The sequence below is a fragment of the Elioraea rosea genome (genome assembly GCF_007644105.1).
Taxonomy (GTDB): Bacteria; Pseudomonadota; Alphaproteobacteria; order Acetobacterales; family Acetobacteraceae; genus Elioraea_A; species Elioraea_A rosea.
The window spans coordinates 20,927-43,103 of the sequence record NZ_VFAC01000009.1 but is presented as its reverse complement, the minus strand read 5'-3'; the positions used below and the strand labels follow the sequence as shown (position 1 = coordinate 43,103).

Sequence of the window (22,177 nt, the reverse complement as noted above, 5' to 3'; positions counted from 1 at the left end):
CCGTCGGCATCGCACTCCTGGGGCGCCTTCTACCCTGCCCCTTCCTGCGACGCCACGGCCCTGCGCTCGCCCCTGCTGCGACCCTGCCCTGACGGCCGGTCGCCCGAAAGGCGGGCGACGAGATCGGAGAGATGCCCGACTTCCCAGGCCGCGAGCCCCTCGGGAAGGGCGAGTGCCCGCCCATTGCCGCCCACACGCCTGGGGAGGGCGGCGGCCGAGAAGCCGAGCTTGGCGGCCTCCTTCAGCCTGGCCTCGGCCTGCGCGACCATGCGCACCTCGCCCGAGAGGCCGACCTCTCCGAAGAACACCATCGCCGCATCAGTCGGCCGGTCGGCGGCGGCGGAGGCAAGTGCGGCGGCGACGGCAAGGTCGGCCGCAGGCTCGGTCACCCGGAAGCCGCCGGCGACGTTGAGGTAGACGTCCGCCCCGGCGAGCGAGAGGCCGCAGCGCGTCTCGAGCACGGCGAGGAGCATCGAAAGCCGCCCGGAATCCCAGCCGATCACCGCCCGGCGCGGGCTCCCCCCCGCGGACGGCGCGAGGAGGGCTTGGACCTCGACCAGCACGGGGCGGGTGCCCTCGACGCCGGCGAACACCGCCGAGCCCGAGACATGGCCGCGCCGCTCTGCCAGGAACAGCGCCGAGGGGTTCGCCACCTCCTCGAGGCCGTGTCCGGTCATCTCGAACACGCCGATCTCGTCGGTGGCGCCGAAGCGGTTCTTCACCCCGCGCAGGATGCGGAAGGCGTGGCCACGTTCGCCCTCGAAGTAGAGCACGGCATCGACCATGTGTTCGAGCACTCGGGGGCCGGCGAGCGCCCCCTCCTTGGTCACGTGCCCGACCAGCACCAGCGCAAAGCCCCGGCTCTTGGCAAGCCGGATCAGCTCCGCCGCGCAGGCGCGCACCTGCGCCACCGTGCCCGGCGCCGAGTCGAGCGTGTCGAGCCAGACGGTCTGGATCGAATCGATGACGACGAGGCCGATGTCGCGCTCGCCCTCCAGCGTGGTGGCGATGTCGCGCAGCGCGGTGGCGGAGGCGAGCGAGAGCGGCGCATCGGCCACGCCGAGCCTGAGCGCGCGGAGGCGGACCTGCTCGATCGCCTCCTCGCCGGAGATGTAGAGGACCTTCGCGCCGCTGCCGGCGAGCCTGGCAGCGGCCTGGAGCAGGATGGTGCTCTTGCCGATGCCCGGGTCGCCGCCGAGCAGCAGGACGGAGGCGGGAACGAGCCCGCCGCCCAACACGCGGTCGAACTCTGCGATGCCGATCGGCGTCCGCGGCGCGGGCTCGCTCGAGCCCTTTAGCGGCACCAGGGCGACGCGCCTGCCGCCCACCGCCGCCTTGCCCGCCGGGCCTGGCCGCTGCTCCACGGCCTCCTCGACGATGGTGTTCCATCCACCGCAGGATTCGCACTTGCCAGCCCATTTCGGCGTGACGGCGCCGCAGGACTGGCAGACATAGCGGGCTGTCGGGCGTGCCATCGGCGGCGACGATAGGCGGCGCGGCCGTGGTCGCGGAAGGGGCGATCAGCCGTAGGGCTCGAGCCCGTACTGGATCTTGATCGCGCTGCCGACGAAGGCGGCGATGTAATCGCCCGACGGCGGATACCACCCTTTCTTGTTGCCGTCCTTGCCGGTCCAGCTCACGCGCTTGCCGCCCGTCGTCCACTTGCCCGCACGGCCCTGGACGAGATCGTGGAACTCGCCGATCGGGCAGCAGAGATTGGTCCATGCATCGACGGCGAAAACCGGCTCGGGGCTGTGTGTCACGCCCTTCAGCCCGGCGATGGTCTTGCCGGCGATCGAGGCGACGGCGGCCGCCGGCCCGACCACACACCAGCCATGGTCGCCCGGCTTCTCGAGGCTGGCGACGGCAATGTCCTTCACATCGTCGGGCCGACCCAGTTTCGCCCACGCGGCATGCGCCGCGACCGAGGCGAGCTCGCCGCAATTGGCTCCCTTTACCGCGAGGCGCACAAGCTCCTCACCATAGCGGACCGGGCAATCGCCCGCGATCTCGGCCTCGAACGAGCGCATGAATTCCTGTGCCCCGACGCTGCGCCTCAGCTCGAACACGAGGTCGCGACCGGTCTGGTCGCCGATCTCGATCACCTCGAGCATCTTGGCGTGCTCGGCGTCGAGCAGCATCTTGTTGGGAGACTTGCCCGGGCCGGGTGCCGTGTCCTCCGAGACGCCCACCCAGTCCTTCCGCTTCCTGCCGCCGGTATAGAACGCCCTCGCTTCGGCGAAGGCATGCTCGGCGACCTCGCGATACCCCATGGCGCTATCCTCCTTCGACGCGTCGTCGAAACGATAGCGCCCGGTGGCTAGCGCCGCACTTCCATCCTGATCGGACCCTCGGTCGAGCCGCGCACGAACTGGTCGACGAAAGCGTTGCCGCTATCGCGGATCGCCGCGGCAGGGCCTTTCCAGACGATCGATCCCTTGTGGATCATCGCCACCGTGTCGGCGATGCGCTGCGCCGAGGCCATGTCGTGCGTGATGGAGAAGGCCGTTGCGCCGAGGCGCTTTACCTGGGCGACGATCAGGTCGTCGATGATCGCGCCCATGATCGGGTCAAGCCCCGTGGTCGGCTCGTCGAAGAACACGATGTCGGGCTGCGCGGCGATCGCGCGGGCAAGCGCCACGCGCTTCTGCATGCCGCCAGAAAGCTCCGAGGGCGAGAGGTCCGCCACCTCCGGGCCGAGCCCAACCTGGGAGAGAATCTCGACGGCGCGGCCACGGGCATCGCCACGCGAGATGCGCCGCTTCGCGATGAGCCCGAAGCACACATTCTCCCAGACCGGCAGGCTGTCGAACAACGCAGCGCCCTGGAACAGCATGCCGATATGGTCGTTGACGGATTCGCGCTCAGCCCGGCTCATGGCAAGCACGTTGCGGCCATCGATCTCGATCGTGCCTGCATCCGGCTCGATCAGGCCGAGGATGCACTTGATCAGCACGCTCTTGCCCGAACCGGAGCCGCCGATCACCACGATCGAGGAGCCGGCAGGAACGTCGAGGTCGAGCCGATCGAGCACGACCTTCGGCCCGAATGCCTTTGACAGCCCGCGGATGCGGATCTTCGGGGGGGCTTCTGCCGTCATCGGGCGAAGAACAGCTCGGTGATCACATAGTTGAAGACGAGGATCAGGATCGAGGCCGAGACGACCGCGTTCGTCGTCGCAGCGCCCACGCCTTGGGCGCCGCCGCGGCTGTGGTAGCCCTGGAAGCATCCCATCAGGGCGATGATGAAGCCGAACACCGCCGCCTTCACGAGGCCGCTGAACACGTCCTCGAACTTGAGGTACTCCCATGTCCGCGCCATGTAGCTCGCGGCGTTGAACTCCAGCTTGAACACGCCGACGATGAACCCGCCCATCACGCCGAGGATGTCGGCCACCACCACGAGCATGGGCAGCACGAGCGTCGCTGCCACGAGCCGCGGCACGACGAGGTACTTCATCGGGTTGGTGGACAGGGTGGTGAGCGCGTCGATCTGATCGGTCACGCGCATCGTGCCGATCTCGGCGGCGATCGCCGCGCCGATACGCCCCGCGACCATCAGCCCGGCAAGGACGGGGCCGAGCTCGCGCGTGATCGACAGAACGACGACCGTCGCGACCGCCCCTTCGGCCGAGAAGCGCGCGAACCCCGTATAGGATTGCAGCGCAAGCACCATGCCCGAGAAGATCGCCGTCAGCGCGACGACGGGCAGGGAGAAATAGCCGATCTCCAGCATCTGCCGAGCGAGCAGGCGCGGATAGAAGGGCGGCCGGATGCAGTGGCCAAGGGCCGAGGCGGCGAAAAGCGTCACCTGGCCCGCGGTCGCAAGAACGGCGAAAACGGCAGCGCCGACGCTGCCCAGGACCCCGAGAACCGTCCCCATTACCCGAGCGGCCGGACCGGAGCGTAGACCCTGGCGTAGCGTGCGCCGAGCGAGGTGAGCACCTCGTACCCGTTCGTTCCGGCGCGCTCGGCGACCGAATCGGGTGGGCATTCGGGGCCAATGAGCCGGAGCGACATGCCGGGGGCGATGTCGGGAAGGTCGGTCACATCGAAGGTGAGAAGATCCATCGAGACGCGGCCCGCCATGGGAACAGGGCGGCCGCGGGAATAGGCGATCCCTCGGCCGGAGAGCGAGCGAAGGTAGCCATCGGCATAGCCCGCGGCAACCGTCGCGATCCGGCTCGGGCGGTTGGCCCGCCAGGTGGCGTTGTACCCGACCGTGTCGCCCGCCGCGGTGTCCCTCACCTGCAGGACGGGCGCATCGAGGGATACCGTGCAGGTGAGGGGGTTCGGCGTGCCGGGCCTCGGGTTGATGCCATAGAGGGCAGCGCCCGGTCGCGCCAGGTCCGATGCACCGAGGGCTCCGAGGAAGACGCCGGAACTGTTGGCAAGGCTTGCCGGGGCGGGCGGAAGCATCGCCCGTGCCTCGGCCAATCGCGCCGCCTGCGTCGCATTCAGCGGATCGTCCGCCACCTCGGAGGAGACGAAATGCGTCATCACGTAGAGGAGGTCGAGGGCAGCGAGCGGCGCAGGATCCTCGGCAAGGCGCCGAACCTCGGCAGCCGCCAGGCCAAGGCGGTTCATCCCTGTATCGACATGCAGCAGCGCAGGCAGCCGCCTTCCCGCGCGCACGGCTGCGGCGGACCAGCGCGCGACCTGGCCGGGGTCGTTCAGCACCGGCACGACACCGTGATCGAGGAAGGCCTGCTCGCTCCCCTCGGTCACACCGTTCAGAACCGCGAGCAGCACGCCCTCCGGCACGATCGGGCGCAGCACAAGCGCCTCCGAGAGATGCGCGACGAAGACGTGCCGGCAGCCTTCCGCGAGAAGGCGGGGCGCGACCCTCGCCGCGCCCAGCCCGTAGGCGTCAGCCTTCATCACCGCAGCAACGGGGCCGGACGGGTGGCGCGCGCGAAGCGCTAGCCAATTGGCGGCGACGGCGTCGAGATCGATCGTCAGCACCGCCGCGCCGTGCTTCGGCACCTCAGTCAGCGTCGTGCGCCTGGTGCTCGCGGTCGAGGTCGGCGAAGCGGGTGAACTCCGCCTCGAAGAACAGGTCCCGCTTTCCGGTCGGGCCGTGGCGCTGCTTGGCGATGATCAGCTCGGCGACGTTGTGGACGCGCTCCATGTCGCGCTGCCATTTCTCGAGCGCGCCCTGGTACTTGTCCTGGCTGTCGAAGCCCATCTCCTTCGGCTGGCGCTGCTGGAGGTAATACTCGTCGCGATAGATGAACATCACCACGTCGGCATCCTGCTCGATCGTTCCGGATTCGCGCAGGTCCGACAGAAGCGGACGCTTGTCCTCGCGGCTCTCGACGGCGCGCGAGAGCTGCGACAGCGCGAGCACCGGCACCGCGAGCTCCTTCGCGATCGCCTTCAGCCCCTGCGTGATCTGGCTGATTTCGAGCACGCGGCTCTCGGGGCGCGTGCCGGGCGCAGGGCGCATGAGCTGGAGGTAGTCGACCACGATCAGCGACAGTCCCTGCGTGCGCTTGAGCCTGCGGCAGCGCGTGCGCAGGCCACTGATCGAGAGCGCGGGCGTATCGTCGATGTACAGCGGCAACGCGGCGAGCTCCCGGCTCACCTCGACGAAGCGCTGGAAGTCGCGGTCGTCGAGCACCCCGCGGCGGATCCTGTCGCCGGACACGCGCGCCTCCTCGGCGAGGATGCGCTGCGCCAACTGCTCCGACGACATCTCGAGAGAGAAGATCGCCACCGTGCCGGCAGGCTTTGCCGCGCCGCTCGCCCGGGCCGTGTCGTGCAGAGCCCGCGCCGCGCCGAAGGCGATGCGTGTCGCAAGCGCCGTCTTGCCCATGCCGGGCCGGCCAGCAAGGATCAGGAGGTCCGACGGGTGAAGCCCGCCCATCTGCGCATCGATCGCCCGCAGGCCGGTCGGCAGGCCGGAGACGCCGCCGCCCGACTGGTAGGCGCGCTCGGCCCCCTCGATGGCCTGCGCGAGTGCCTTCTCGAAGGTGATGAAGCCGCCCTCGCTCGGCCCCTTTGCGGCAAGCTCAAACAAAGCCTGCTCGGCCGCCTCGACCTGCTCGGGCGCATCGAGACCCTCCGAAACGCCGAAGGCGCGGTTCACCACCTCCTCGCCGATGTCGACGAGCTGGCGCCGCAGCCAGCAATCATGCACGACGCGCCCGTACTCGGCCGCGTTCACGATGCCGACCATGGCTGTCAGAAGCTGCGCGAGATAGGCCGTGCCGCCGACTTCCTCGAGCGCGTCCGACGCCTCGAGGTCTGCCTTCAGCGTCACGGCATTGGCTAGCTGCCCGCGCTCGATCCGCCGCGCGATGGCGGCGAAGATCCGCCCGTGCACGGGGTCCGCAAAATGGTCGGGTGCGAGGAACTCCGAGACGCGCTCGTAGGCTTTGTTGTTCGCAAGCAGCGCGCCGAGCAGCGCCTGCTCGGCCTCGACGTTCGCCGGCGGCGCGCGAAGCTTCAGGCCAAGCAGCGCATCGCTGCCGCCGCGCGCGCGCTGCAGATCGTCGGTCGTCACGGGCATCGGGGCGGATGCTCTCCTTGGTGGACCGACAGGCTAGCAGAGGTCGCGGGGCGAAGCTGCCACGAGTTGTTCACCCGGCTGTGGATAGCGGGGATGCGTCCGCGGCGCGGCGCGCGGCACGTGCCTCGCTCTCGGCGATGTAGTCGCGCGTGAGCGGCGCGGCATCGGCGCGGAAGCCAAGCTGCGCCTGCCAGACCATGTGGCCCTGGCGGCGGAAGGCGAGCTCGCAGCCGACGAGGTAGAACTCCCACATGCGGCAGAAGCGTTCGTCGTAGAGAGCGGCCACCGCGTCGCGGTTGCGCGCGAAGCGCTCGCGCCAGTGTCGGATCGTCTCTGCGTAATGCAGGCGCAGGATCTCGATGTCGAGCACGCGCATCCCCGAGCGCTCGATGCCGGGCATCACCTCGGAGAGCGCCGGCGAGTAGCCGCCCGGGAAGATGTACTTGCGAAGCCAGGCATTCGTGATGCCCGGACCCTCCGGCCGCCCGATCGCGTGGACCAGCGCCACGCCGTCGGGTGCGAGGCAGCGGGCGACGGTTGCGAAGAACGCGTCGTAGTGCGTCACGCCGACATGCTCGAACATGCCGACGGAGACGACGCGGTCGAACCGCTCGGCCACGGTGCGATAGTCCTGCAGCAGGAAGCGCACGCGCCCCTCGAGCCCGGCTGCGGCGGCACGGGCGTTGCTCTCGCGGAATTGTTCCTCGGAGAGCGTCACGCCCGTCACGTCAGCGCCGAACTCGGAGGCGAGGGTGAGGCCGAGCCCACCCCAGCCCGAGCCGATGTCGAGAACGCGCAGGCCCGGCCGGTCGAGGCAGAGCTTGGCGGCGATGTGCCGCTTCTTGGCAATCTGGGCCTGCTCGAGCGTCTCCGCCCCCGTCGGGAAATAGGCGCAGGAATACTGCCGGTCGCGGTCGAGGAAGAGGCTGTAGAGGCGCCCCGACAGGTCGTAATGGTGCGCGACGTTCGCCTTCGCGCGCGCAACGGGGTTGCGCTGCTGCCAGCGGCGGAACCAGGTCGAGAGCTGCTCGAGCCAGCGCATCAGCGGCGGCGCGTCGCCTTCGGCGAGGTTCAGCAGCAGGAGGTCGAGCAGGTCGTAGAGCGTGCCGTCGCCGACGGTGTCGATTCCGCCGTCCATCCAGGCTTCGCCGAAGGCAAGGGAGGGGTGCAGCGCGACCCTGCGTGCCGTCGCCGCATCGCGCACGACGATGGTGGCGCGGGGCATCTCGCCGTTGCCGTAGCGGATCGTCCTGCCGTCGGGCCAGGTGACATGGAGTGATCCGTGCACGACGATGCGGCGGAACAGCCTGTCGAGCAGGAGCATTCCCCTCTCCCCCAAAGAAGGCGCCGTTGGCTCGGCGCCCGTCCGGAGGGGAGATTAGAGAGGCAGGGTGGGCCCCGCCAAGGGCCCAGGCCGTGTCAGACCTCGGGCTGCTCGCCCGTGCCGGCCGGCTCGACGCCTTCCTCGAACACCTCGAGTTCGGGCGCCTCCTCTTCCTCCTCGGCCGCACCCGTCACACGCTCGCCGCGGGCCTGCTTCTCGGCCTCCTCCGGGCTGCGGGCGACGTTCACCGTCACCGAGATCACCACTTCGGGGTGGAGGACGACGCGCACGGCCGAAAGGCCAAGCGTCTTGATCGGCTGGTCGAGCACGACCTGCTGGCGCGACACCGACAGGCCGGCCTCGGTCGTCGCCTCGGCGATGTCGCGGGCGCTGACCGAGCCGTAGAGCTGGCCGCTCTCGCCTGCCTGGCGGATCATCACCACCGAGAGGCCGGACACGCGTTCGGCCACACGCTCGGCCTCCTCGCGGCGCTTGAGGTTCTGCGCCTCGAGCTGCGAGCGCGTCTCCTCGAAGCGCTGGCGGTTTTCCTTGGTGGCGCGGATGGCCTTCATCTGGGGCAGGAGGAAGTTGCGGGCGTAGCCCGGCTTCACCTTCACCACCTCGCCCATCTGGCCGAGCTTCTCGACACGCTGCAGCAGGATCACGTCCATCGTGGTTCTCCGACCTCAATCCTCAGGGGGCTGTTGCCCCGGTCGCGGCCCGCGCGGGCGGTTCCGCAGGTTCAGTACGAACTCGGCAAGCCCAAGCCCCGCCAGCGCGAGACCGACGGGCAGCATGAACACGATCAGGGAGACGTAGAGCACGGCGAGGATGAAGCGCCGCGCCGGGCGCTCGGCCAGCAGCACATGCACCACCGCGAGGCCCTGCATCACCAGCGGAACGGCGAGCATCATCGCCAGCGAGGAGGCGAAGAACCCCGCCTCGCCAGGCGACAGTCCCGCGACCAGCGCCGGGACGACCGCCACGGGCGCGTACCACAGCGGCAGCCGCGCCTCGCGCCACCGTGCCGGCTCGGATGCGAGCAGCCCCCTGCGCGCCATGAACACCTGCGCGGACGAGGCATTCAGTGTGGTGACCACCGCGAACCAGATCGTGACGGCGAGCGGCTTCAGCCTGACCAGCGTGTCGATGATCTCTGCGGTCTCGAGCTCCGGCCCCGCACCCATCTGAGCGACCGCACGCTCCATCATCGTGCGGAGGACGCCCGACAATCCACCCGGCTGGTCCGACAGCGCGAACTCTGCCGCGACCAGGATCGCCGCAGGCCAGAGCGCCAGAAGCGCGAAGGGAAGCGACAGGGCCGGCGGCCCGCCGCGGAGCGCCAGCGTCGAGAAGGCCGCTGCCGGCAGCCCGAACAGCAGCAGCCACACCCCCAGTGCCGCAGGCCCGCCGGAAACGATCGCCACCAGCGCCCCGGCGCCGAGCGACGTCCAGGTCGCAGTGGCGCCGAAGCCGAAGGCCACCGCGAACAGAGGCAGGGGCGCGAACCAGAACAGCACGCCCCCAAGCGGCAGGCCGCGCACGGCGGCAAGCGCGAGCAGGGCGGAAATGATCCCCCCCGCAAGCGACGCCGTGACGCGCGCGTTCATCTGCCAGCACGCTCCTCATCTTCGACCCGCCCGGGAAATGCGCCCGGGCGGCCTCCGCTCAGGTCCGGATGACGTAGGGGAGAAGGGCGAGGAAGCGGGCACGCTTGATCGCCACCGCGAGCGCACGCTGCTTCTTGCCAGACACCGCCGTGATGCGGCTCGGCACGATCTTGCCGCGCTCGCTGATGTAGCGGGACAGGAGCCTGACGTCCTTGTAGTCGATCTTCGGCGCGTTCGGCCCGCTGAACGGGCAGGACTTGCGGCGACGATAGAACGGGCGCCGGGCGCCGACCGCCGTCCGGCGGCTCGCCGGAACGATATCGCTGTTGTCTTCCATGATCCTCAGGCCCCCATCTCGCCGCGCGGCACACGCTCGCCGCGGTCACCACGATCGCCACGATCGCCGAACCCGCCGCGGTCACCGAACCCGCCACGGTCGCCGCGGTCACCGAAGCCGCTGCGCGGCGGCCGCGGGCCACGGTCGCCGAACCGGCCGCCGCCCCCGCCGCCGGGGCCACGGCCCTCGCGGTCGTCACGGCCCTTGTTGGTCAGGATCGCGGACTGGCCCTCCTCGAGCTCCTCCACCGCGACGGTGAGAAAGCGGAGGACGTCCTCGTTCAGGCGAAGCTGCCGCTCCATCTCGGTGATTGCGGCGGCGGGCGCCTCGAGGTTCAGGAGGAGGTAATGGCCCTTGCGGTTCTTCTTGATGCGGTAGGCAAGCGAGCGAAGACCCCAGTACTCGGTCTTCTTCACGGCGCCGCCAAGCTCGCCCATCAGGGCCGTGACCTGTTCGCCGAGCGCGTCAACCTGCTGCGTCGTGACATCGCTGCGCGCGATGATCACGCACTCGTAAAGTGGCATGTACTGCCCCTCCGGCTTTTCTCAGCCCGTGTGGCGGGACCATCCCGGCACAAACAGGCATAGCCGGCCACGCGCCTCGCGGCCGGCAGGGAACGGCGGGGTTATACAGAACCTCGGCCGGGTTGCAACCTTTTCGGCCCTTTCCAGGGGACCTCGGCTTTCTTGACAGCCCCCGGTGCTGCGCATACCACCCCGGGCCGCGCCGTCACACGCCTGCAAACAACGGGATTCGGGAGAGCCAGAGCCATGCCCGTGCGCGCCTTCGTCTTCCCCGGCCAGGGCAGCCAGGCCGTCGGCATGGGCCGCGCGCTCGCCGAGGCCTTTCCCGCTGCCCGCGAGGTGTTCGAGGAGGTGGACGAGGCGCTGAAGCAGAAGCTGTCGGCGCTGATGTTCGACGGGCCGATCGAGACGCTGACGCTCACCGAGAACGCCCAGCCCGCGCTGATGGCTGCCTCGATCGCGACGCTCCGCGTGCTCGGCCGCGATGGCGGCATGGCGCTGCCGGAGGCCGCGATCCTCGTTGCCGGCCATTCCCTCGGCGAATACAGCGCGCTCGCCGCCGCGGGCGCCTTCGACCTCGCGACCTGCGCGCGGCTCCTGAGGCTGCGCGGCCAGGCCATGCAGAAGGCGGTACCGCCCGGCGAAGGCGCGATGGCCGCCCTGCTCGGGGCCGAGCTCGACCAGGCCGAGGCACTCTGCGCCGAAGCCGCCGAGGGGCCGGATGGGCGCGAGGTGCTCGAGCCGGCGAACGACAATGGCGGCGGCCAGGTCGTGATCAGCGGCGCTGCGGCGGCCGTCGACCGAGCCATCGCCCTCGCGCCGGGCAAGGGCATCAAGCGGGCGATGAAGCTGCCCGTCTCCGCCCCGTTCCACTGCGCGCTGATGGCGCCGGCGGCGGACGTGATGGCCGAGGCCCTGGCCAAGGCCGACCTCCGCGCGCCCGTCGTTCCCGTGATCGCCAACGTCACCGCCGCCAAGGCGACCGACCCTGCCGAGATCCGCCGCCTCCTGGTGCAGCAGGTCACCGCCACCGTGCGCTGGCGCGAGAGTGTCGCGGCGATGAAGGCGATGGGCGTGGACACGATCGTCGAGCTCGGCGCGGGCAAGGTCCTGGCCGGGCTGGTCAAGCGCATCGACAAGGACCTCGCCGCCACCTCCATTGGCACGCCCGAGGAGGTCGAGGCCTTCCTGAAGGCCGTGTGAGGGAGAGGGAGGCGACCATGTTCAGGCTCGACGGCAAGGCGGCGCTGGTCACCGGCGCCTCGGGCGGCATCGGTTCGGCGATTGCGCGCACGCTCCATGCCCAAGGAGCGGCGGTCGGGCTCTCCGGCACCCGCGAGGAGGTGCTGGCGGCGCTTGCGGCCGAGCTCGGCGACCGCGCGCATGTCCTGCCCGCCAATCTCTCCGACCCGGCCGCGCCGGACGGCCTGATCGCCGCCGCCGAGGCAGCGATGGGAGGCGTGCACATCCTCGTCAACAACGCAGGCTTCACCCGCGACGGCCTCGCGCTGCGCATGAAGGACGAGGACTGGCAGGCGGTGCTGGATGTTGATCTCACCGCCGCGTTCCGGCTCTCCCGCGCCGCGCTCAAGGGAATGCTGAAGCGCCGGGCGGGGCGGATCATCGGCATCTCCTCGATCGTCGGCATCACCGGCAACCCGGGCCAGGTGAACTACGCCGCCGCGAAGGCGGGGCTGATCGGCATGTCGAAGGCGCTGGCCGCCGAGGTCGCTGCGCGAGGGGTCACGGTGAACTGCATCGCGCCGGGCTTCATCGCCACGCCGATGACGGATGCACTGACCGAGGAGCAGAAATCGGCGCTCTCCGGGCGCATTCCGCTCGGCCGCCTCGGCACGCCGGAGGACATCGCCGCTGCCTGCCTCTACCTCGCCTCGGACGAGGCGGGCTGGATCACCGGCACGGTGCTGCACGTCAATGGCGGGATGGCGATGCTGTGAGCCGCACGGGCCCCGGCGCGGCGCGGCGCTTTCCAAGCGTGCGGGCGCGTGTTATGGCGCGCCCAATCCTGCCTGGGGGGCATGCCGGCAGCGCAGCGGCGCGCCCTGCCCTTCCGGACGGGTCGTCTTCGTCCCACCCTGACGCCACAGTCACCAACAGACATCCGATCGCAGGAGACACTGCCCAATGACCGACACCGCAGAGATCACCAAGCAGGTGAAGGAGATCGTCGTCGAGCATCTCGGCGTCGAGGAGGCGAAGGTGACGGAGACGGCGAGCTTCATCGATGACCTCGGCGCCGACAGCCTCGACACGGTCGAGCTCGTGATGGCCTTCGAGGAGAAGTTCGGCATCGAGATCCCCGACGACGCCGCAGAGAAGATCACGACCGTCAAGGACGCGATCGACTACATCCAGAAGCAGAAGTCGGCCTGAGCCGGCGCCGCGGTCCGGAAGCGGGATCAAGAGCGCGATGCGCCGTGTCGTCGTCACCGGGATGGGGGCGGTCACCCCTCTCGGCATCGGGGTGGAGCATGTCTGGAAGCGCCTGCTTGCCGGCGAAAGCGGCATCGGCGCCATCCAGTCCTTCGATGTGAAGGACCTGCCGGCCAAGATCGCCGGCCAGGTTCCCTCCGGCTCGAAGGAGGACGGCAAGCTCGACCTCAACGAGTGGATTCCGCCCAAGGACCAGCGGAAGATGGACCGCTTCATCCAACTCGCGCTGGTCGCCGCGGACGAGGCGGTGGCCGACAGCGGCTGGAAGGTCGAGACCGACGAGGATGCCTGGACGACCGGCGTCATGATCGGCTCCGGCATCGGCGGGCTCCAGACCATCTTCGAGGCCTCGCAGCTCGTCCACGAAGGCAAGTCGCGGCGGCTCTCGCCCTTCTTCATCCCCTCGGCGCTGATCAACCTCGCCTCGGGCCATGTCTCGATCAAGCACGGCTTCAAGGGCCCCAACCACGCGGTGGTCACGGCCTGCGCCACCGGCGTGCACGCGCTCGGCGACGCGGCGCGGCTGATCGCGATGGGCGATGCCGACGTGATGGTCGCCGGCGGCTCCGAGGCGGCGGTGTGCGAGCTCGGCATGGCCGGGTTCTGCGCCTCGCGCGCGCTCTCGACAGGGTTCAACGACACGCCCGCCAAGGCCTCGCGCCCCTGGGACAAGGATCGCGACGGCTTCGTGATGGGCGAGGGAGCCGGCGTTCTCGTGCTCGAGGAGTACGAGCATGCGAAGAAGCGCGGGGCGAAGATCTACGCCGAGTTCGCGGGCTATGGCCTGTCGGGCGATGCCTACCACATCACCGCCCCGGCGGAGGGGCATGACGGCGCCTTCCGGGCTATGAAGGCCGCGCTGAAGAATGGCGGCGTCACCCCCGAGCAGATCGGCTACATCAACGCGCACGGCACCTCGACGCCGCTCGGCGACGACCTCGAGCTCCAGGCCGTCGAGCGGCTGTTCGGCGATGCCGCGCGCGGGGCGGCCATGTCGTCGACCAAGTCCGCGATCGGGCACCTGCTCGGCGCGGCCGGCGCGGTAGAGGCGGTGTTCTCCATCCTGGCCGTGCGCGACGACGTCGCCCCGCCGACGCTGAACCTCGACGAGCCGAGCACGCCGAGCGTGATCGACCGCGTGCCGCACACGGCGCAGGAGCGGAAGATCGACATCGCCCTCTCCAACAGCTTCGGCTTCGGCGGCACCAACGCGTCGATCCTGTTCCGCAAGCCGCACTGACATGGAGGCGGAGGCCGGCGCCACGGCTGAGGTGCGGCCGCGGCGGCGGGGCCTTCGCGCACTCACGGTCGTGCTCGTCCTCGTCCTCGCGATCGGCGCGGCGGGCTTCGGCGCCTGGCAATGGACGCTCGGCCGCCTCGACGCAGCCGGCCCGCTTGCCTCCGAGACGGCGGTGATCATCCCCCGCGGTGCCTCGAGCGGCACGATCGCGGAGCGTCTCGAGCAGGCCGGCGTCGTCAAGGATGCCAGGCTCTTCATGCTTGGCCTCGCGCTCGACCAGGGGCCGGCGCTCCGCGCAGGCGAGTTCGCCTTCCCCGCGCAGGCTTCGATCCGCCAGGCCATCGGCATCCTCCGCTCCGGCCGCACCGTTCAGCGGCGGCTGACGGTGCCGGAGGGTCTCACGGTCGCGCAGATCATCACCGTGATCGAACAGGCGGAAGGGCTGACCGGCCCGATCGAGACGGTTCCCGCCGAAGGGACGATGCTGCCCGAGACCTGGGCCTATAGCTGGGGCGACACGCGCGCCTCGGTGATCCGCCGGATGGCGGAGGGGATGGAGCGTGCGCTGGCGGAGGCCTGGGCGGCGCGCGACCCGTCCGTTCCGCTCGCGAACCCGCGCGAGGCGCTGATCCTCGCAAGCATCATCGAGAAGGAAACAGGTGTGGCCGAGGAGCGGGGCCGCGTGGCCGGCGTGTTCGCCAACCGGCTTCGCCGCGGCATGCCGCTCCAGTCGGATCCCACCGTCGTCTATGCGGCGAGCGGGGGGGCGGGCGAGCTCGGCCGGCCGATCTCGCGCGCCGACCTCGACGCCGACCACCCGATGAACACCTACCGCATCCGCGGCCTTCCGCCCCAGCCCATCGCCTCGCCGGGTCGGGCGAGCCTCATGGCCGCCGTGCGGCCGGCAGAGACGGATGCGCTCTACTTCGTCGCCGACGGCACGGGCGGGCATGTCTTCTCCCGCACGCTGGAGGAGCACAACCGCGCCGTCGCCCGCTGGCGCCAGATCGAGCGCGAGCGCGGGCTGAGGCAGAACTAGCAGAATCACGCAGCCAGCCGCGCGTCGCCTTCCCGGAGCCCGCCCCCGACGGTGATTGACACACCGCAATGCAATTGCGGCGCCGGAAGAGCCTGCTTCGCTCCAAGGACCCGGAATAGTCGGGGGGGCGGAGCAATGCGGCGGATCGTTCATCGACTGGGAAGGATCGGCGGTGCGGCCTGCCTCGCGGTCGTGCTGGCCAGCCAGGCTGCCGGTGCGAGTTGCATCGGCGCGGCGCCACTCGCGGGCGGAGGTGTGCCTGTGCAAGGCACCTACGTCACGCCGTTCCAGGATGCGAACAAGTCAGGCCCTTGGCCGCACGATACCGACCCGGTGACGGGCGACTCCAATCTCTGCTGGGCAGCAACGGCTGCCAACATGCTCGCCTATGGCGGCTGGGGCGTGGGGGTGGTTGAGAACGACGCACAGGCGATCTTCGTCGACCAGATGAACCCCCGATACAACAACGTCCCTGGGTTCACGGAGACGGCCATCGCCGACTACTTCGACACGTACCACCCGACACTGAACTACATGGACTATTATGACGTCGCCGGGGCGACGCAGGGGTCGCCGTCCTTGCTCGACTCGCTGCTCGCCGAGGGCCGCAGCCTAGGCCTCTACCTGTCCTTCACGACGGAGTCCGGCGCGCACGCTCTTTCCGTCTGGGGAACGGTAAAGGACCCGGCATCCGGCCTCTACACGGACCTCCTGCTCGCAGACAACGAGGACAATGCGATCCAACTCGTGCCCACGCCGGTGCGCGAGACGAACCACGGCGCCTATAGCACCTGGAGCCTGCCGACCTACTGGGGGGCGCCTACCATCGGCTTCGTCGACATCCTCGAATCGGCCACGCCCGGCGTGACGCTGAACCAGGTCTGGACCGACGACATCCCCCCCATCTCCGACGCCCTGGCTGCGTATCTGAGGGACTACTACGCGCTGTACCCCGAGGACACCGGCGTAACGGACGCGCCAATCACCGGCTTCAACGGCTCGCCCCTGACCGCCGCTGACACCGGGCATGACGGGCTGCGCTACACGCCAGGGCCCAACGTGGCCGACCAGACGCCAGGCAACGGCATCGACGAGCTGGTGCCCTTCTCGTTCTCTCTGCCGCAGATCGCCGGGCGCAGCATCGCTTCGGCCGAGCTGACCCTCAGCCTGACACCGAGGAGCCCGGCCCTGGCGACCGACGTCCTGTTCTTCGCCGACAACGCGAGCCGCCCGTCCGACCTCTTCGGCAACGACATCCTCAAGGACCTCGCGCTCGATGTGCCGGCGACGGTGACGCTGCCCTTGAACGCGATGCCCAGCGGTGGCGGCCTCGTCGACCTCCGTCCCCTGCTCGCCGACGGCACGCTCGACGTGATCTTCGGCGATGACGCCCTGATCCATTGGGTCGCGCTGACCGTGACGATGTTCACCGAGCTGCCGGAGCCCGCCACGATCACGCTGTTCGCCCTTGCGATCGTGGGCCTCGCCGCGGCGCGCCGCCGGGCCGGGCCGCTTCCGACTCAGGGGCTCGCCGCGGGTTCCTTGCCCGGCTGAGAGCCGAGCATCCGCGTGGCCAACGGCGCCGGCAGAAGCCCAACCAGGCGCGCCGCCACCGCGAGCCACCCGGGAAAGGCGAGGCGCTGGCGGCCCGCCAGCATCCCCCGAAGCATGATCGCCGCCGCCCGGTCGGCTTCCATCAGCCCTGGCATCGGGAAGCGGTTCGAGGCCGTCATCGGCGTCTTCACGTAGCCTGGGCAGACGGAGGTCAGGACGATTCCCTCGCGCCGCCACACCGGTGCGGTGGCCACCGCCCAGGCATCGACGGCCGCCTTCGACGCGCAGTAGGACGGCGCGCCGGGCGCAGGCACGAAAGCCGCGATCGAGGCGACGACCCCGATGCGCCCTCGCACCCCGTCGGCACCCGGCGCCTGGCCGCGCATCACGGCTGCTGCGGCAAGCCCGGTGTTCAGCGCACCGTCCAGGTTGGTGGCGAAGATCGCCCGGGCCTGCTCGGCCGTCTCCGCCTGGCCGCCGCCCGTCCCGGCCGAGATGCCGGCATTCGCCAGCACGAGGTCGAGCGGTGCGGCGCCGCGCACCCACGCCTCGGTGGCTGCGCCGTCGCGCACGTCGACCAGCGCGATCGCCGCCTCCGCGCCCCGCTCGCGCACCGCGTCGGCTACCAGCCCGAGCCTCTGCGCATCCCGACCGCCGAGGAACAGCGTCGCGCCCGGCCGGGCGCAGGCGAGCGCGAAGGCAGCACCAAGACCGGAGGAAGCGCCTGTGACCAGCACGCGGGAGGGAGACGGCATCGCGGTTGCTCCGGCATGGCTTTCGAGGATCGGGTCCGGGGTCTATAACCCGCGCGCCCATGCCACGCGCCCCCCTCTCCCCCGCCCTCGCCTCGATGACAGGCTTCGCCCGCGACCGTGGCGAGGCGAACGGCATCTCCTGGGTGTGGGAGGTGAAGAGCGTGAACGGCCGCGGCCTCGATGTGCGCTTCCGCCTGCCCCCCGGCTGGGACGGCGTGGAGCCTGCGCTGAAGGACGCGGCGCAGGCGAAGCTGAAGCGCGGCAGCATCAGCGCAGGCCTCTCCGTACGCCGCGACGAGCAGGCGGCGAGGCCCATGCTCGACCGAGCCGCGCTCGAGGCCGCGCTTGCCATCGTGGCGGAGGTGCAGGCACTGCTTCCTGCCGCGCCGCCCCCTCCCGCAACGGCGCTTCTCTCCCTGCCTGGCGTGATGCGCGCGGCTTCCGAGGAGGAACCCGACGAGGCGCTGCTCGCCGCCCGCGCCGCCGCCGTGACCGAGAGCTTCGCCCGCGCGCTCGCCGCACTCGAGTCCTCGCGCCGCGCGGAAGGCGCGCGCATCGGCGCGGTGCTGGCGGCGAAGCTCGACGAGATCGAGGGTCTCGTCGCCTCCGCAGAGGCCGATGCCGCGACACAACCCGAGGCGATCCGAGACAGGCTCGTCACGGCGCTCCGCGCCCTGGCCGACCAGTCCCCCGCGCTGACGGAGGACAGGATCGCCGCCGAAGCGGCACTTCTCGCCTCGCGCGCCGATGTGCGCGAGGAGATCGACCGGCTGCACGCCCACATCGCCGCGGCGCGCGCGCTGATGGTCGAGGGAACGCTGGTGGGCCGGCGGCTCGACTTCCTGACGCAGGAGTTCAACCGCGAGGCCAATACGCTCTGCAGCAAGGCGGCGAGCCGCACGCTGACGGCGACCGGCCTCGCCCTGAAGGCAGCGATCGAGCAGTTCCGCGAGCAGGTGCAGAACCTTGAGTGAGCCGCGCCGGTGAACGGGATCGCCCGACGCGGGCTGCTCCTCGTGCTGTCCTCGCCCTCCGGCGGAGGGAAGACCTCCGTCGGCCGCGCGCTCCGCGAGACGGATGCGAACCTGCATCTGTCCGTGTCGCTGACGACGCGCCCTCCCCGCCCCGGCGAGACCGACGGGATCGACTATCATTTCGTGGACGAACCTACCTTCCTTCGCGCCGTGGCGGCCGACGCGATGGTCGAGCACGCGCAGGTCTATGCGCACCGCTATGGGACGCCGCGCGCACCGGTGGCCAAGGCGCTCGACGAAGGCCGTGACATGCTGTTCGACATCGACTGGCAGGGCACGCGCCAGCTCCGCGCCGCGCTGCCCGGCGATATCGTGTCGATCTATCTCCTGCCGCCGAGCATGGAGGAGCTGTCCCGGCGGCTCGCTGCGCGCGCGCAAGACGATGCCGCGATCGTTGCCCGGCGCATGGCGCAGGCCGCCTCGGAGATCGCGCACTGGGACGAGTACGACTATGTGCTGGTCAACCGCGACTTCGACGAAACCGTCGCCGCCGCGCGGTCGATCCTCGCGGCCGAACGGCTCCGCCGGTCACGCGGGACCGGGCTCGCCCCCTTCGTGTCGCGTCTTCTCGGGTCGTGAGGCAAGCGCCGCGGCGAGCCGCACGAATTCCGCACCCGTCAGCGTCTCGGCTCGCCGCGTGCCGTCGATCCCGGACGCGCCGAGCAGCGCCTCGGCACCGCCGAGCGGTTTCAGGCTGCTTCTGAGCATCTTCCGCCTCTGCCCGAAGGCGGCGCCGGTGACGCGCTCCATCGCTCGGAAGAGGTGCCGCGAAGGCTGCTCCGCGCGCGGAACGATCCGCACGACGGCGGACCACACCTTCGGCGGCGGCGTGAAGGCCGCGGGCGGGATGCGCATGACGAGCCTGGCATCGGCAACGAAGCCCGCGAGCACGGCAAGCCGGCCATAGGCGTCCGTTCCCGGGGCGGCGACGATGCGCTCTGCCACTTCCTGCTGGAACATCAGCGTCATGCTCTCGATATCCCCGGCGGCACCGAGCCAGCGGACGAGAAGCGGCGTGCCGACATTGTAGGGAAGGTTCGCAACGATCGCGCGCGGCGCAGGGACGAGGGCGGCGATGTCGGCGCCGAGCGCATCCGCCTCGACGATGCGCAGGCGCCCCGGATAGGCCTCGGCGAGCGGCGCGAGCGCCGCGACGGCGCGGGGGTCGATCTCGAGCGCGGTCACGTCCACCGCCGCCGTCTCGAGAAGCGCACGGGTGAGCCCGCCGGGCCCGGGGCCGATCTCCACCACGTGACGGCCAGCGAGCTCGCCCGCCTCGCGGGCGATCCGCGCCGTCAGGTTCAGGTCGAGCAGGAAGTGCTGGCCGAGGGATTTCCGCGCATCGAGCCCGGCCGAGGCGATCACCTCGCGGAGTGGCGGGAGCTTGGGGCTCACGCGGCCTTGCGTTCGCCCCGGCGCGCGGCGATCGCCGCGGCCATCTCGAGCGCTGCGATCAGGCTCGTCGGGTCGGCGAGGCCCTTGCCCGCGATGCCGTATGCCGTGCCGTGATCGGGCGAAGTGCGGACGATGGGAAGCCCCAGCGTCACGTTCACGGCGTTGGCGAAGTCCAGCGCCTTGATCGGGATGAGCGCCTGGTCGTGATACATGCAGAGCGCGGCGTCATAGGTCGCGCGCGCGGCGGCGTGGAACAGGCTGTCACCGGGATGCGGGCCGGTCGCGTCGATCCCGTCGGCCTGAAGGGCGGCGATGGCGGGCGCGATCACCTCGATCTCCTCGCGCCCGACCGTGCCGCTCTCCCCCGCATGCGGGTTGAGCCCGGCCACGGCGAGCCGGGGTGCGGCGAGGCCGTAATCGGCAGCGAGGGCCGCGGCCGTGATGCGCCCGGCCGCGACGATGGCGTCCGCCGTCAGCGCCCGCGGCACCTCGGCGAGCGGGATGTGCACGGTCACCGGAACGACGCGCAGCATCGGCCCGGCGAGCATCATCACCGGCGTGCCGCCGCCGGCGAGGTCCTTCAGCCACATCGTGTGCCCGGTATGGCCGATGCCGGCATCGAGCAGCGTCGTCTTGGCGAGGGGGTTCGTCACCACCGCCGCCGCCGCCCCGCTCCGGGCAAGCGCCACGGCGCGCTCGACGGAGCGGACGATCGCGGGCGCGTGGGCTGGGTCGGCCACGCCTGGCCGAACCGGGCACGCAAGCGGCTCGGCAAGAACGGGCAGCGCACGGGGAAATACCGCCGCGGCCTCCGCCAGCGTCTCGACCGCGCGCACCGGCACGTCGCTGCCGAGCGAGGCGAGGTGATCCGGGTCAGCGATCACCGCGAAGGGGTGCCGACCGCGCAGCGCGCGCCAGGCCGCGCGCGTGATCTCAGGCCCGATCCCGGCAGGATCGCCCATCGTCAGAGCGAGCGGCGGAAGGCTCATGAGCGGACGTTGATGTCGGCGCGGCGGCGGAGGTCGCGCATCATCTGGCGGGAGAGAAGGTCTGCCCGCTCGCGCAGGATCGACAGCCCGACCTGCTCGGGGTTCGGCTGTGCGACGTTCTCCACGCGCCTGTTGCAGAGCATCAGCACGGTGATGCCGTCTGGCGAGATGAGCGGCCGCGTCGGCTCGCCCGGCCGCAGCTGGGCGAGGATGTCGCGGATCGGCCCCTGCTGCATCTCGAGCCGGAGCTCCTGCCCCGGATCGGCCGGCCGCGGCGAACGCGCCAGCCGCGCCGCCTCCTCCATCTGCGCACAGCTCCGCACCGTCTCGCCGATGCGGTTCGCGGCCTGGAGCTGGGCGATCTGCTGCTGCGTCGGCGCCTGGGGGTTCAGCGTCTGGTCGAACGCCAGGAACACCTGGCGGATCGTCAGAAGGGTCGCCATGTCGCGCCCGACTTCGCGGCGTTGCCTGAGCGTGACCACGGTAAGCCCGCCCGCTGTGCGGATCGGGTTCGACACCGCGCCAGGCGGCATCTGCGTCACGATCGCCTCGACCTCGGGCTCGAGCTGGCCGAGGCGCACCCAGCCGAGGTCGCCGCCATTCTCGGCCGACTGCGCCTGGCTGAACTGGGCGGCCACCGCCGGGAACGGGGCGCCGGCGCGAAGCTGGTCGATCAGGCTCGAGGCGGTTCGCTGGGCCTCCGCCTCCTGCGAGGGGTCGTCGATGGCGATGAAGATCTCGGCGACGAGGAACTCCGGCTGGCCGGTCGCTGCCTCGATGGCGCGGAGACGCTCCGTGATCTCCTCCTCGGTGACCTCCGCCTGGCGGCCAAGCTGGGCGCGCACGAGCTTGCCCCAGGCGATCTGCGCGCGGATCTGCGCATAGAGGGCGCGGATGTCGATGCCCTGCCGGGAAAGATTGGCGCGCAGCCCCCCCGAGGGCAGGTTGGATTGCTGCTCGAGCCGCGCGACGGCATCGGCGATCTCGCGGTCGGTCGCGCCGACGCGGCGGCGGATCGCCTCCTGCTGGCGGAGCTTCTCGTCGATCAGGAGGCGACGGACCTGAGGGGTCAACCGGTCGAGCACGGACTGGGTGAGCGGTAGCCCGGCCGTGATGGCGAACAGCCGGCGGCGCGATTCGAGGTCGAAAAGCGTGATGACCTCGCCGTTGACGGTGGCGACGATGCCGGCGCCGAGCGGCGCGCCCTGGCCTGCGCCCTGGCCCGTGCTCTGGCCCGCGCTCTGGCCCACGCTCTGGGGCTGGCCCTGGCGTTGGGCCTGTGCGTGGGCGGGCCCGGCCGGGCCGCCGGACAGGGCCGCGGAGACCAGAAGCGCGAACGCCGATACGACTACCTTCCTCATCCGCCCCTCCCTAGACCCGGCGCCACGGCGCGGCAATGCCTCCGTGGC

General features: G+C 70.7%; 23 protein-coding genes. 8 read left to right on the top strand and 15 right to left on the bottom strand.

The features are described from left to right. Positions 1 to 29: 29 nt before the first annotated feature. From radA to rpsF, 11 genes are all read right to left on the bottom strand, one after another. Positions 30 to 1,475 (bottom strand): DNA repair protein RadA, encoded by a 1,446-nt coding sequence (gene radA / locus FIF60_RS08310; RefSeq protein ID WP_144185604.1) that lies wholly within the window; start codon positions 1,473 to 1,475, stop codon positions 30 to 32. Between the two features lie 45 nt (positions 1,476 to 1,520). Continuing rightward, on the bottom strand, positions 1,521 to 2,273 hold the full coding sequence (locus tag FIF60_RS08305) for a hypothetical protein (protein WP_144185603.1): 753 nt from the start codon (positions 2,271 to 2,273) through the stop codon (positions 1,521 to 1,523). A 47-nt stretch (positions 2,274 to 2,320) separates the two neighbouring features. Further along, entirely contained in the window at positions 2,321 to 3,100 is a 780-nt protein-coding gene (locus FIF60_RS08300) for an ABC transporter ATP-binding protein (protein ID WP_144185602.1), read from the bottom strand. Then, the gene (locus FIF60_RS08295) at positions 3,097 to 3,882 is read right to left on the bottom strand and encodes an MlaE family ABC transporter permease (protein ID WP_144185601.1); all 786 of its coding nucleotides are present in this window, start codon (positions 3,880 to 3,882) and stop codon (positions 3,097 to 3,099) included. The genes FIF60_RS08300 and FIF60_RS08295 overlap by 4 nt, the downstream gene beginning before the upstream one ends. Further along, positions 3,882 to 4,985, bottom strand: coding sequence for an alanine racemase (alr, locus tag FIF60_RS08290; protein WP_144185600.1), 1,104 nt, complete (start codon positions 4,983 to 4,985; stop codon positions 3,882 to 3,884). The genes FIF60_RS08295 and alr overlap by 1 nt, the downstream gene beginning before the upstream one ends. A 1-nt stretch (position 4,986) precedes the next feature. After that, positions 4,987 to 6,513, bottom strand: coding sequence for a replicative DNA helicase (locus tag FIF60_RS08285; protein ID WP_144185599.1), 1,527 nt, complete (start codon positions 6,511 to 6,513; stop codon positions 4,987 to 4,989). A gap of 70 nt (positions 6,514 to 6,583) precedes the next feature. Next, the gene (locus tag FIF60_RS08280; protein ID WP_144185598.1) at positions 6,584 to 7,837 is read right to left on the bottom strand and encodes an SAM-dependent methyltransferase; all 1,254 of its coding nucleotides are present in this window, start codon (positions 7,835 to 7,837) and stop codon (positions 6,584 to 6,586) included. A gap of 95 nt (positions 7,838 to 7,932) precedes the next feature. Continuing rightward, on the bottom strand, positions 7,933 to 8,508 hold the full coding sequence (gene rplI, locus FIF60_RS08275) for a 50S ribosomal protein L9 (RefSeq protein WP_144185597.1): 576 nt from the start codon (positions 8,506 to 8,508) through the stop codon (positions 7,933 to 7,935). Between the two features lie 15 nt (positions 8,509 to 8,523). Next, entirely contained in the window at positions 8,524 to 9,447 is a 924-nt protein-coding gene (locus tag FIF60_RS08270) for a DUF2232 domain-containing protein (protein WP_144185596.1), read from the bottom strand. Between the two features lie 58 nt (positions 9,448 to 9,505). Beyond that, positions 9,506 to 9,784: a 30S ribosomal protein S18 gene (rpsR, locus tag FIF60_RS08265; protein WP_144185595.1), complete on the bottom strand. Its 279-nt coding sequence runs from the start codon at positions 9,782 to 9,784 to the stop codon at positions 9,506 to 9,508. A 5-nt stretch (positions 9,785 to 9,789) separates the two neighbouring features. Beyond that, positions 9,790 to 10,308, bottom strand: coding sequence for a 30S ribosomal protein S6 (gene rpsF, locus FIF60_RS08260; RefSeq protein WP_144185594.1), 519 nt, complete (start codon positions 10,306 to 10,308; stop codon positions 9,790 to 9,792). 246 nt (positions 10,309 to 10,554) lie between these two features. Between rpsF and fabD the strand changes: the two genes are divergently transcribed. The 6 genes from fabD (at position 10,555) to FIF60_RS08230 (ending at position 16,595) form a co-directional block, all read left to right on the top strand. Continuing rightward, positions 10,555 to 11,511, top strand: coding sequence for an ACP S-malonyltransferase (gene fabD / locus FIF60_RS08255; RefSeq protein ID WP_144185593.1), 957 nt, complete (start codon positions 10,555 to 10,557; stop codon positions 11,509 to 11,511). 17 nt (positions 11,512 to 11,528) lie between these two features. After that, positions 11,529 to 12,266, top strand: coding sequence for a 3-oxoacyl-[acyl-carrier-protein] reductase (gene fabG / locus FIF60_RS08250; RefSeq protein ID WP_144185592.1), 738 nt, complete (start codon positions 11,529 to 11,531; stop codon positions 12,264 to 12,266). A 187-nt stretch (positions 12,267 to 12,453) separates the two neighbouring features. After that, positions 12,454 to 12,702, top strand: coding sequence for an acyl carrier protein (locus tag FIF60_RS08245; RefSeq protein WP_144185591.1), 249 nt, complete (start codon positions 12,454 to 12,456; stop codon positions 12,700 to 12,702). 37 nt (positions 12,703 to 12,739) lie between these two features. Then, positions 12,740 to 14,002, top strand: coding sequence for a beta-ketoacyl-ACP synthase II (fabF, locus tag FIF60_RS08240; protein WP_144185590.1), 1,263 nt, complete (start codon positions 12,740 to 12,742; stop codon positions 14,000 to 14,002). Between the two features lies 1 nt (position 14,003). Continuing rightward, positions 14,004 to 15,041: an endolytic transglycosylase MltG gene (gene mltG, locus FIF60_RS08235; RefSeq protein ID WP_144185589.1), complete on the top strand. Its 1,038-nt coding sequence runs from the start codon at positions 14,004 to 14,006 to the stop codon at positions 15,039 to 15,041. 135 nt (positions 15,042 to 15,176) lie between these two features. Continuing rightward, on the top strand, positions 15,177 to 16,595 hold the full coding sequence (locus tag FIF60_RS08230; RefSeq protein ID WP_144185588.1) for a PEP-CTERM sorting domain-containing protein: 1,419 nt from the start codon (positions 15,177 to 15,179) through the stop codon (positions 16,593 to 16,595). Here the strand turns inward: FIF60_RS08230 and FIF60_RS08225 are convergent. Beyond that, positions 16,562 to 17,350, bottom strand: coding sequence for an SDR family NAD(P)-dependent oxidoreductase (locus FIF60_RS08225; protein ID WP_144185587.1), 789 nt, complete (start codon positions 17,348 to 17,350; stop codon positions 16,562 to 16,564). The genes FIF60_RS08230 and FIF60_RS08225 overlap by 34 nt on opposite strands. A 59-nt stretch (positions 17,351 to 17,409) precedes the next feature. Here FIF60_RS08225 and FIF60_RS08220 point away from each other — a divergent pair, with 59 nt between their 5' ends. Both FIF60_RS08220 and gmk read left to right on the top strand, forming a co-directional pair. Continuing rightward, positions 17,410 to 18,324 carry a YicC/YloC family endoribonuclease gene (locus FIF60_RS08220; protein WP_239451552.1) on the top strand — a complete coding sequence of 305 codons (915 nt, stop codon included), beginning with the start codon at positions 17,410 to 17,412 and terminating at the stop codon, positions 18,322 to 18,324. A 9-nt stretch (positions 18,325 to 18,333) separates the two neighbouring features. Continuing rightward, positions 18,334 to 18,963, top strand: coding sequence for a guanylate kinase (gene gmk / locus FIF60_RS08215; RefSeq protein ID WP_144185586.1), 630 nt, complete (start codon positions 18,334 to 18,336; stop codon positions 18,961 to 18,963). Here the strand turns inward: gmk and rsmA are convergent. Genes rsmA through FIF60_RS08200 form a run of 3 tightly spaced genes read right to left on the bottom strand, consistent with a single transcriptional unit; the run spans position 18,913 to position 22,129 of the window. Beyond that, positions 18,913 to 19,779: a 16S rRNA (adenine(1518)-N(6)/adenine(1519)-N(6))-dimethyltransferase RsmA gene (rsmA, locus tag FIF60_RS08210; protein WP_144185585.1), complete on the bottom strand. Its 867-nt coding sequence runs from the start codon at positions 19,777 to 19,779 to the stop codon at positions 18,913 to 18,915. The two genes, gmk and rsmA, sit on opposite strands and share 51 nt — an antisense overlap. Then, positions 19,776 to 20,768, bottom strand: a complete 993-nt coding sequence (gene pdxA / locus FIF60_RS08205) for a 4-hydroxythreonine-4-phosphate dehydrogenase PdxA (RefSeq protein WP_144185584.1) — start codon at positions 20,766 to 20,768, stop codon at positions 19,776 to 19,778. The genes rsmA and pdxA overlap by 4 nt, the downstream gene beginning before the upstream one ends. Next, entirely contained in the window at positions 20,765 to 22,129 is a 1,365-nt protein-coding gene (locus tag FIF60_RS08200; protein WP_144185583.1) for a peptidylprolyl isomerase, read from the bottom strand. Before FIF60_RS08200 ends, pdxA begins: the two co-directional genes overlap by 4 nt. Positions 22,130 to 22,177 lie beyond the last annotated feature (48 nt).

Excerpts from the sequence above, each read along its gene's own strand:
- rpsR (WP_144185595.1), bottom strand. The coding sequence starts at position 9,784 with ATGGAAGACAACAGCGATATCGTTCCGGCGAGCCGCCGGACGGCGGTC.
- rpsF (WP_144185594.1), bottom strand. The coding sequence starts at position 10,308 with ATGCCACTTTACGAGTGCGTGATCATCGCGCGCAGCGATGTCACGACG.
- FIF60_RS08280 (WP_144185598.1), bottom strand. The coding sequence starts at position 7,837 with ATGCTCCTGCTCGACAGGCTGTTCCGCCGCATCGTCGTGCACGGATCA.
- FIF60_RS08245 (WP_144185591.1), top strand. The coding sequence starts at position 12,454 with ATGACCGACACCGCAGAGATCACCAAGCAGGTGAAGGAGATCGTCGTC.
- pdxA (WP_144185584.1), bottom strand. The coding sequence starts at position 20,768 with ATGAGCCTTCCGCCGCTCGCTCTGACGATGGGCGATCCTGCCGGGATC.
- fabD (WP_144185593.1), top strand. The coding sequence starts at position 10,555 with ATGCCCGTGCGCGCCTTCGTCTTCCCCGGCCAGGGCAGCCAGGCCGTC.
- FIF60_RS08230 (WP_144185588.1), top strand. The coding sequence starts at position 15,177 with ATGCGGCGGATCGTTCATCGACTGGGAAGGATCGGCGGTGCGGCCTGC.
- FIF60_RS08305 (WP_144185603.1), bottom strand. The coding sequence starts at position 2,273 with ATGGGGTATCGCGAGGTCGCCGAGCATGCCTTCGCCGAAGCGAGGGCG.
- FIF60_RS08220 (WP_239451552.1), top strand. The coding sequence starts at position 17,410 with ATGCCACGCGCCCCCCTCTCCCCCGCCCTCGCCTCGATGACAGGCTTC.
- fabF (WP_144185590.1), top strand. The coding sequence starts at position 12,740 with ATGCGCCGTGTCGTCGTCACCGGGATGGGGGCGGTCACCCCTCTCGGC.
- FIF60_RS08225 (WP_144185587.1), bottom strand. The coding sequence starts at position 17,350 with ATGCCGTCTCCCTCCCGCGTGCTGGTCACAGGCGCTTCCTCCGGTCTT.
- radA (WP_144185604.1), bottom strand. The coding sequence starts at position 1,475 with ATGGCACGCCCGACAGCCCGCTATGTCTGCCAGTCCTGCGGCGCCGTC.
- fabG (WP_144185592.1), top strand. The coding sequence starts at position 11,529 with ATGTTCAGGCTCGACGGCAAGGCGGCGCTGGTCACCGGCGCCTCGGGC.
- FIF60_RS08295 (WP_144185601.1), bottom strand. The coding sequence starts at position 3,882 with ATGGGGACGGTTCTCGGGGTCCTGGGCAGCGTCGGCGCTGCCGTTTTC.
- rplI (WP_144185597.1), bottom strand. The coding sequence starts at position 8,508 with ATGGACGTGATCCTGCTGCAGCGTGTCGAGAAGCTCGGCCAGATGGGC.
- FIF60_RS08270 (WP_144185596.1), bottom strand. The coding sequence starts at position 9,447 with ATGAACGCGCGCGTCACGGCGTCGCTTGCGGGGGGGATCATTTCCGCC.
- FIF60_RS08200 (WP_144185583.1), bottom strand. The coding sequence starts at position 22,129 with ATGAGGAAGGTAGTCGTATCGGCGTTCGCGCTTCTGGTCTCCGCGGCC.
- FIF60_RS08300 (WP_144185602.1), bottom strand. The coding sequence starts at position 3,100 with ATGACGGCAGAAGCCCCCCCGAAGATCCGCATCCGCGGGCTGTCAAAG.
- mltG (WP_144185589.1), top strand. The coding sequence starts at position 14,004 with ATGGAGGCGGAGGCCGGCGCCACGGCTGAGGTGCGGCCGCGGCGGCGG.
- FIF60_RS08285 (WP_144185599.1), bottom strand. The coding sequence starts at position 6,513 with ATGCCCGTGACGACCGACGATCTGCAGCGCGCGCGCGGCGGCAGCGAT.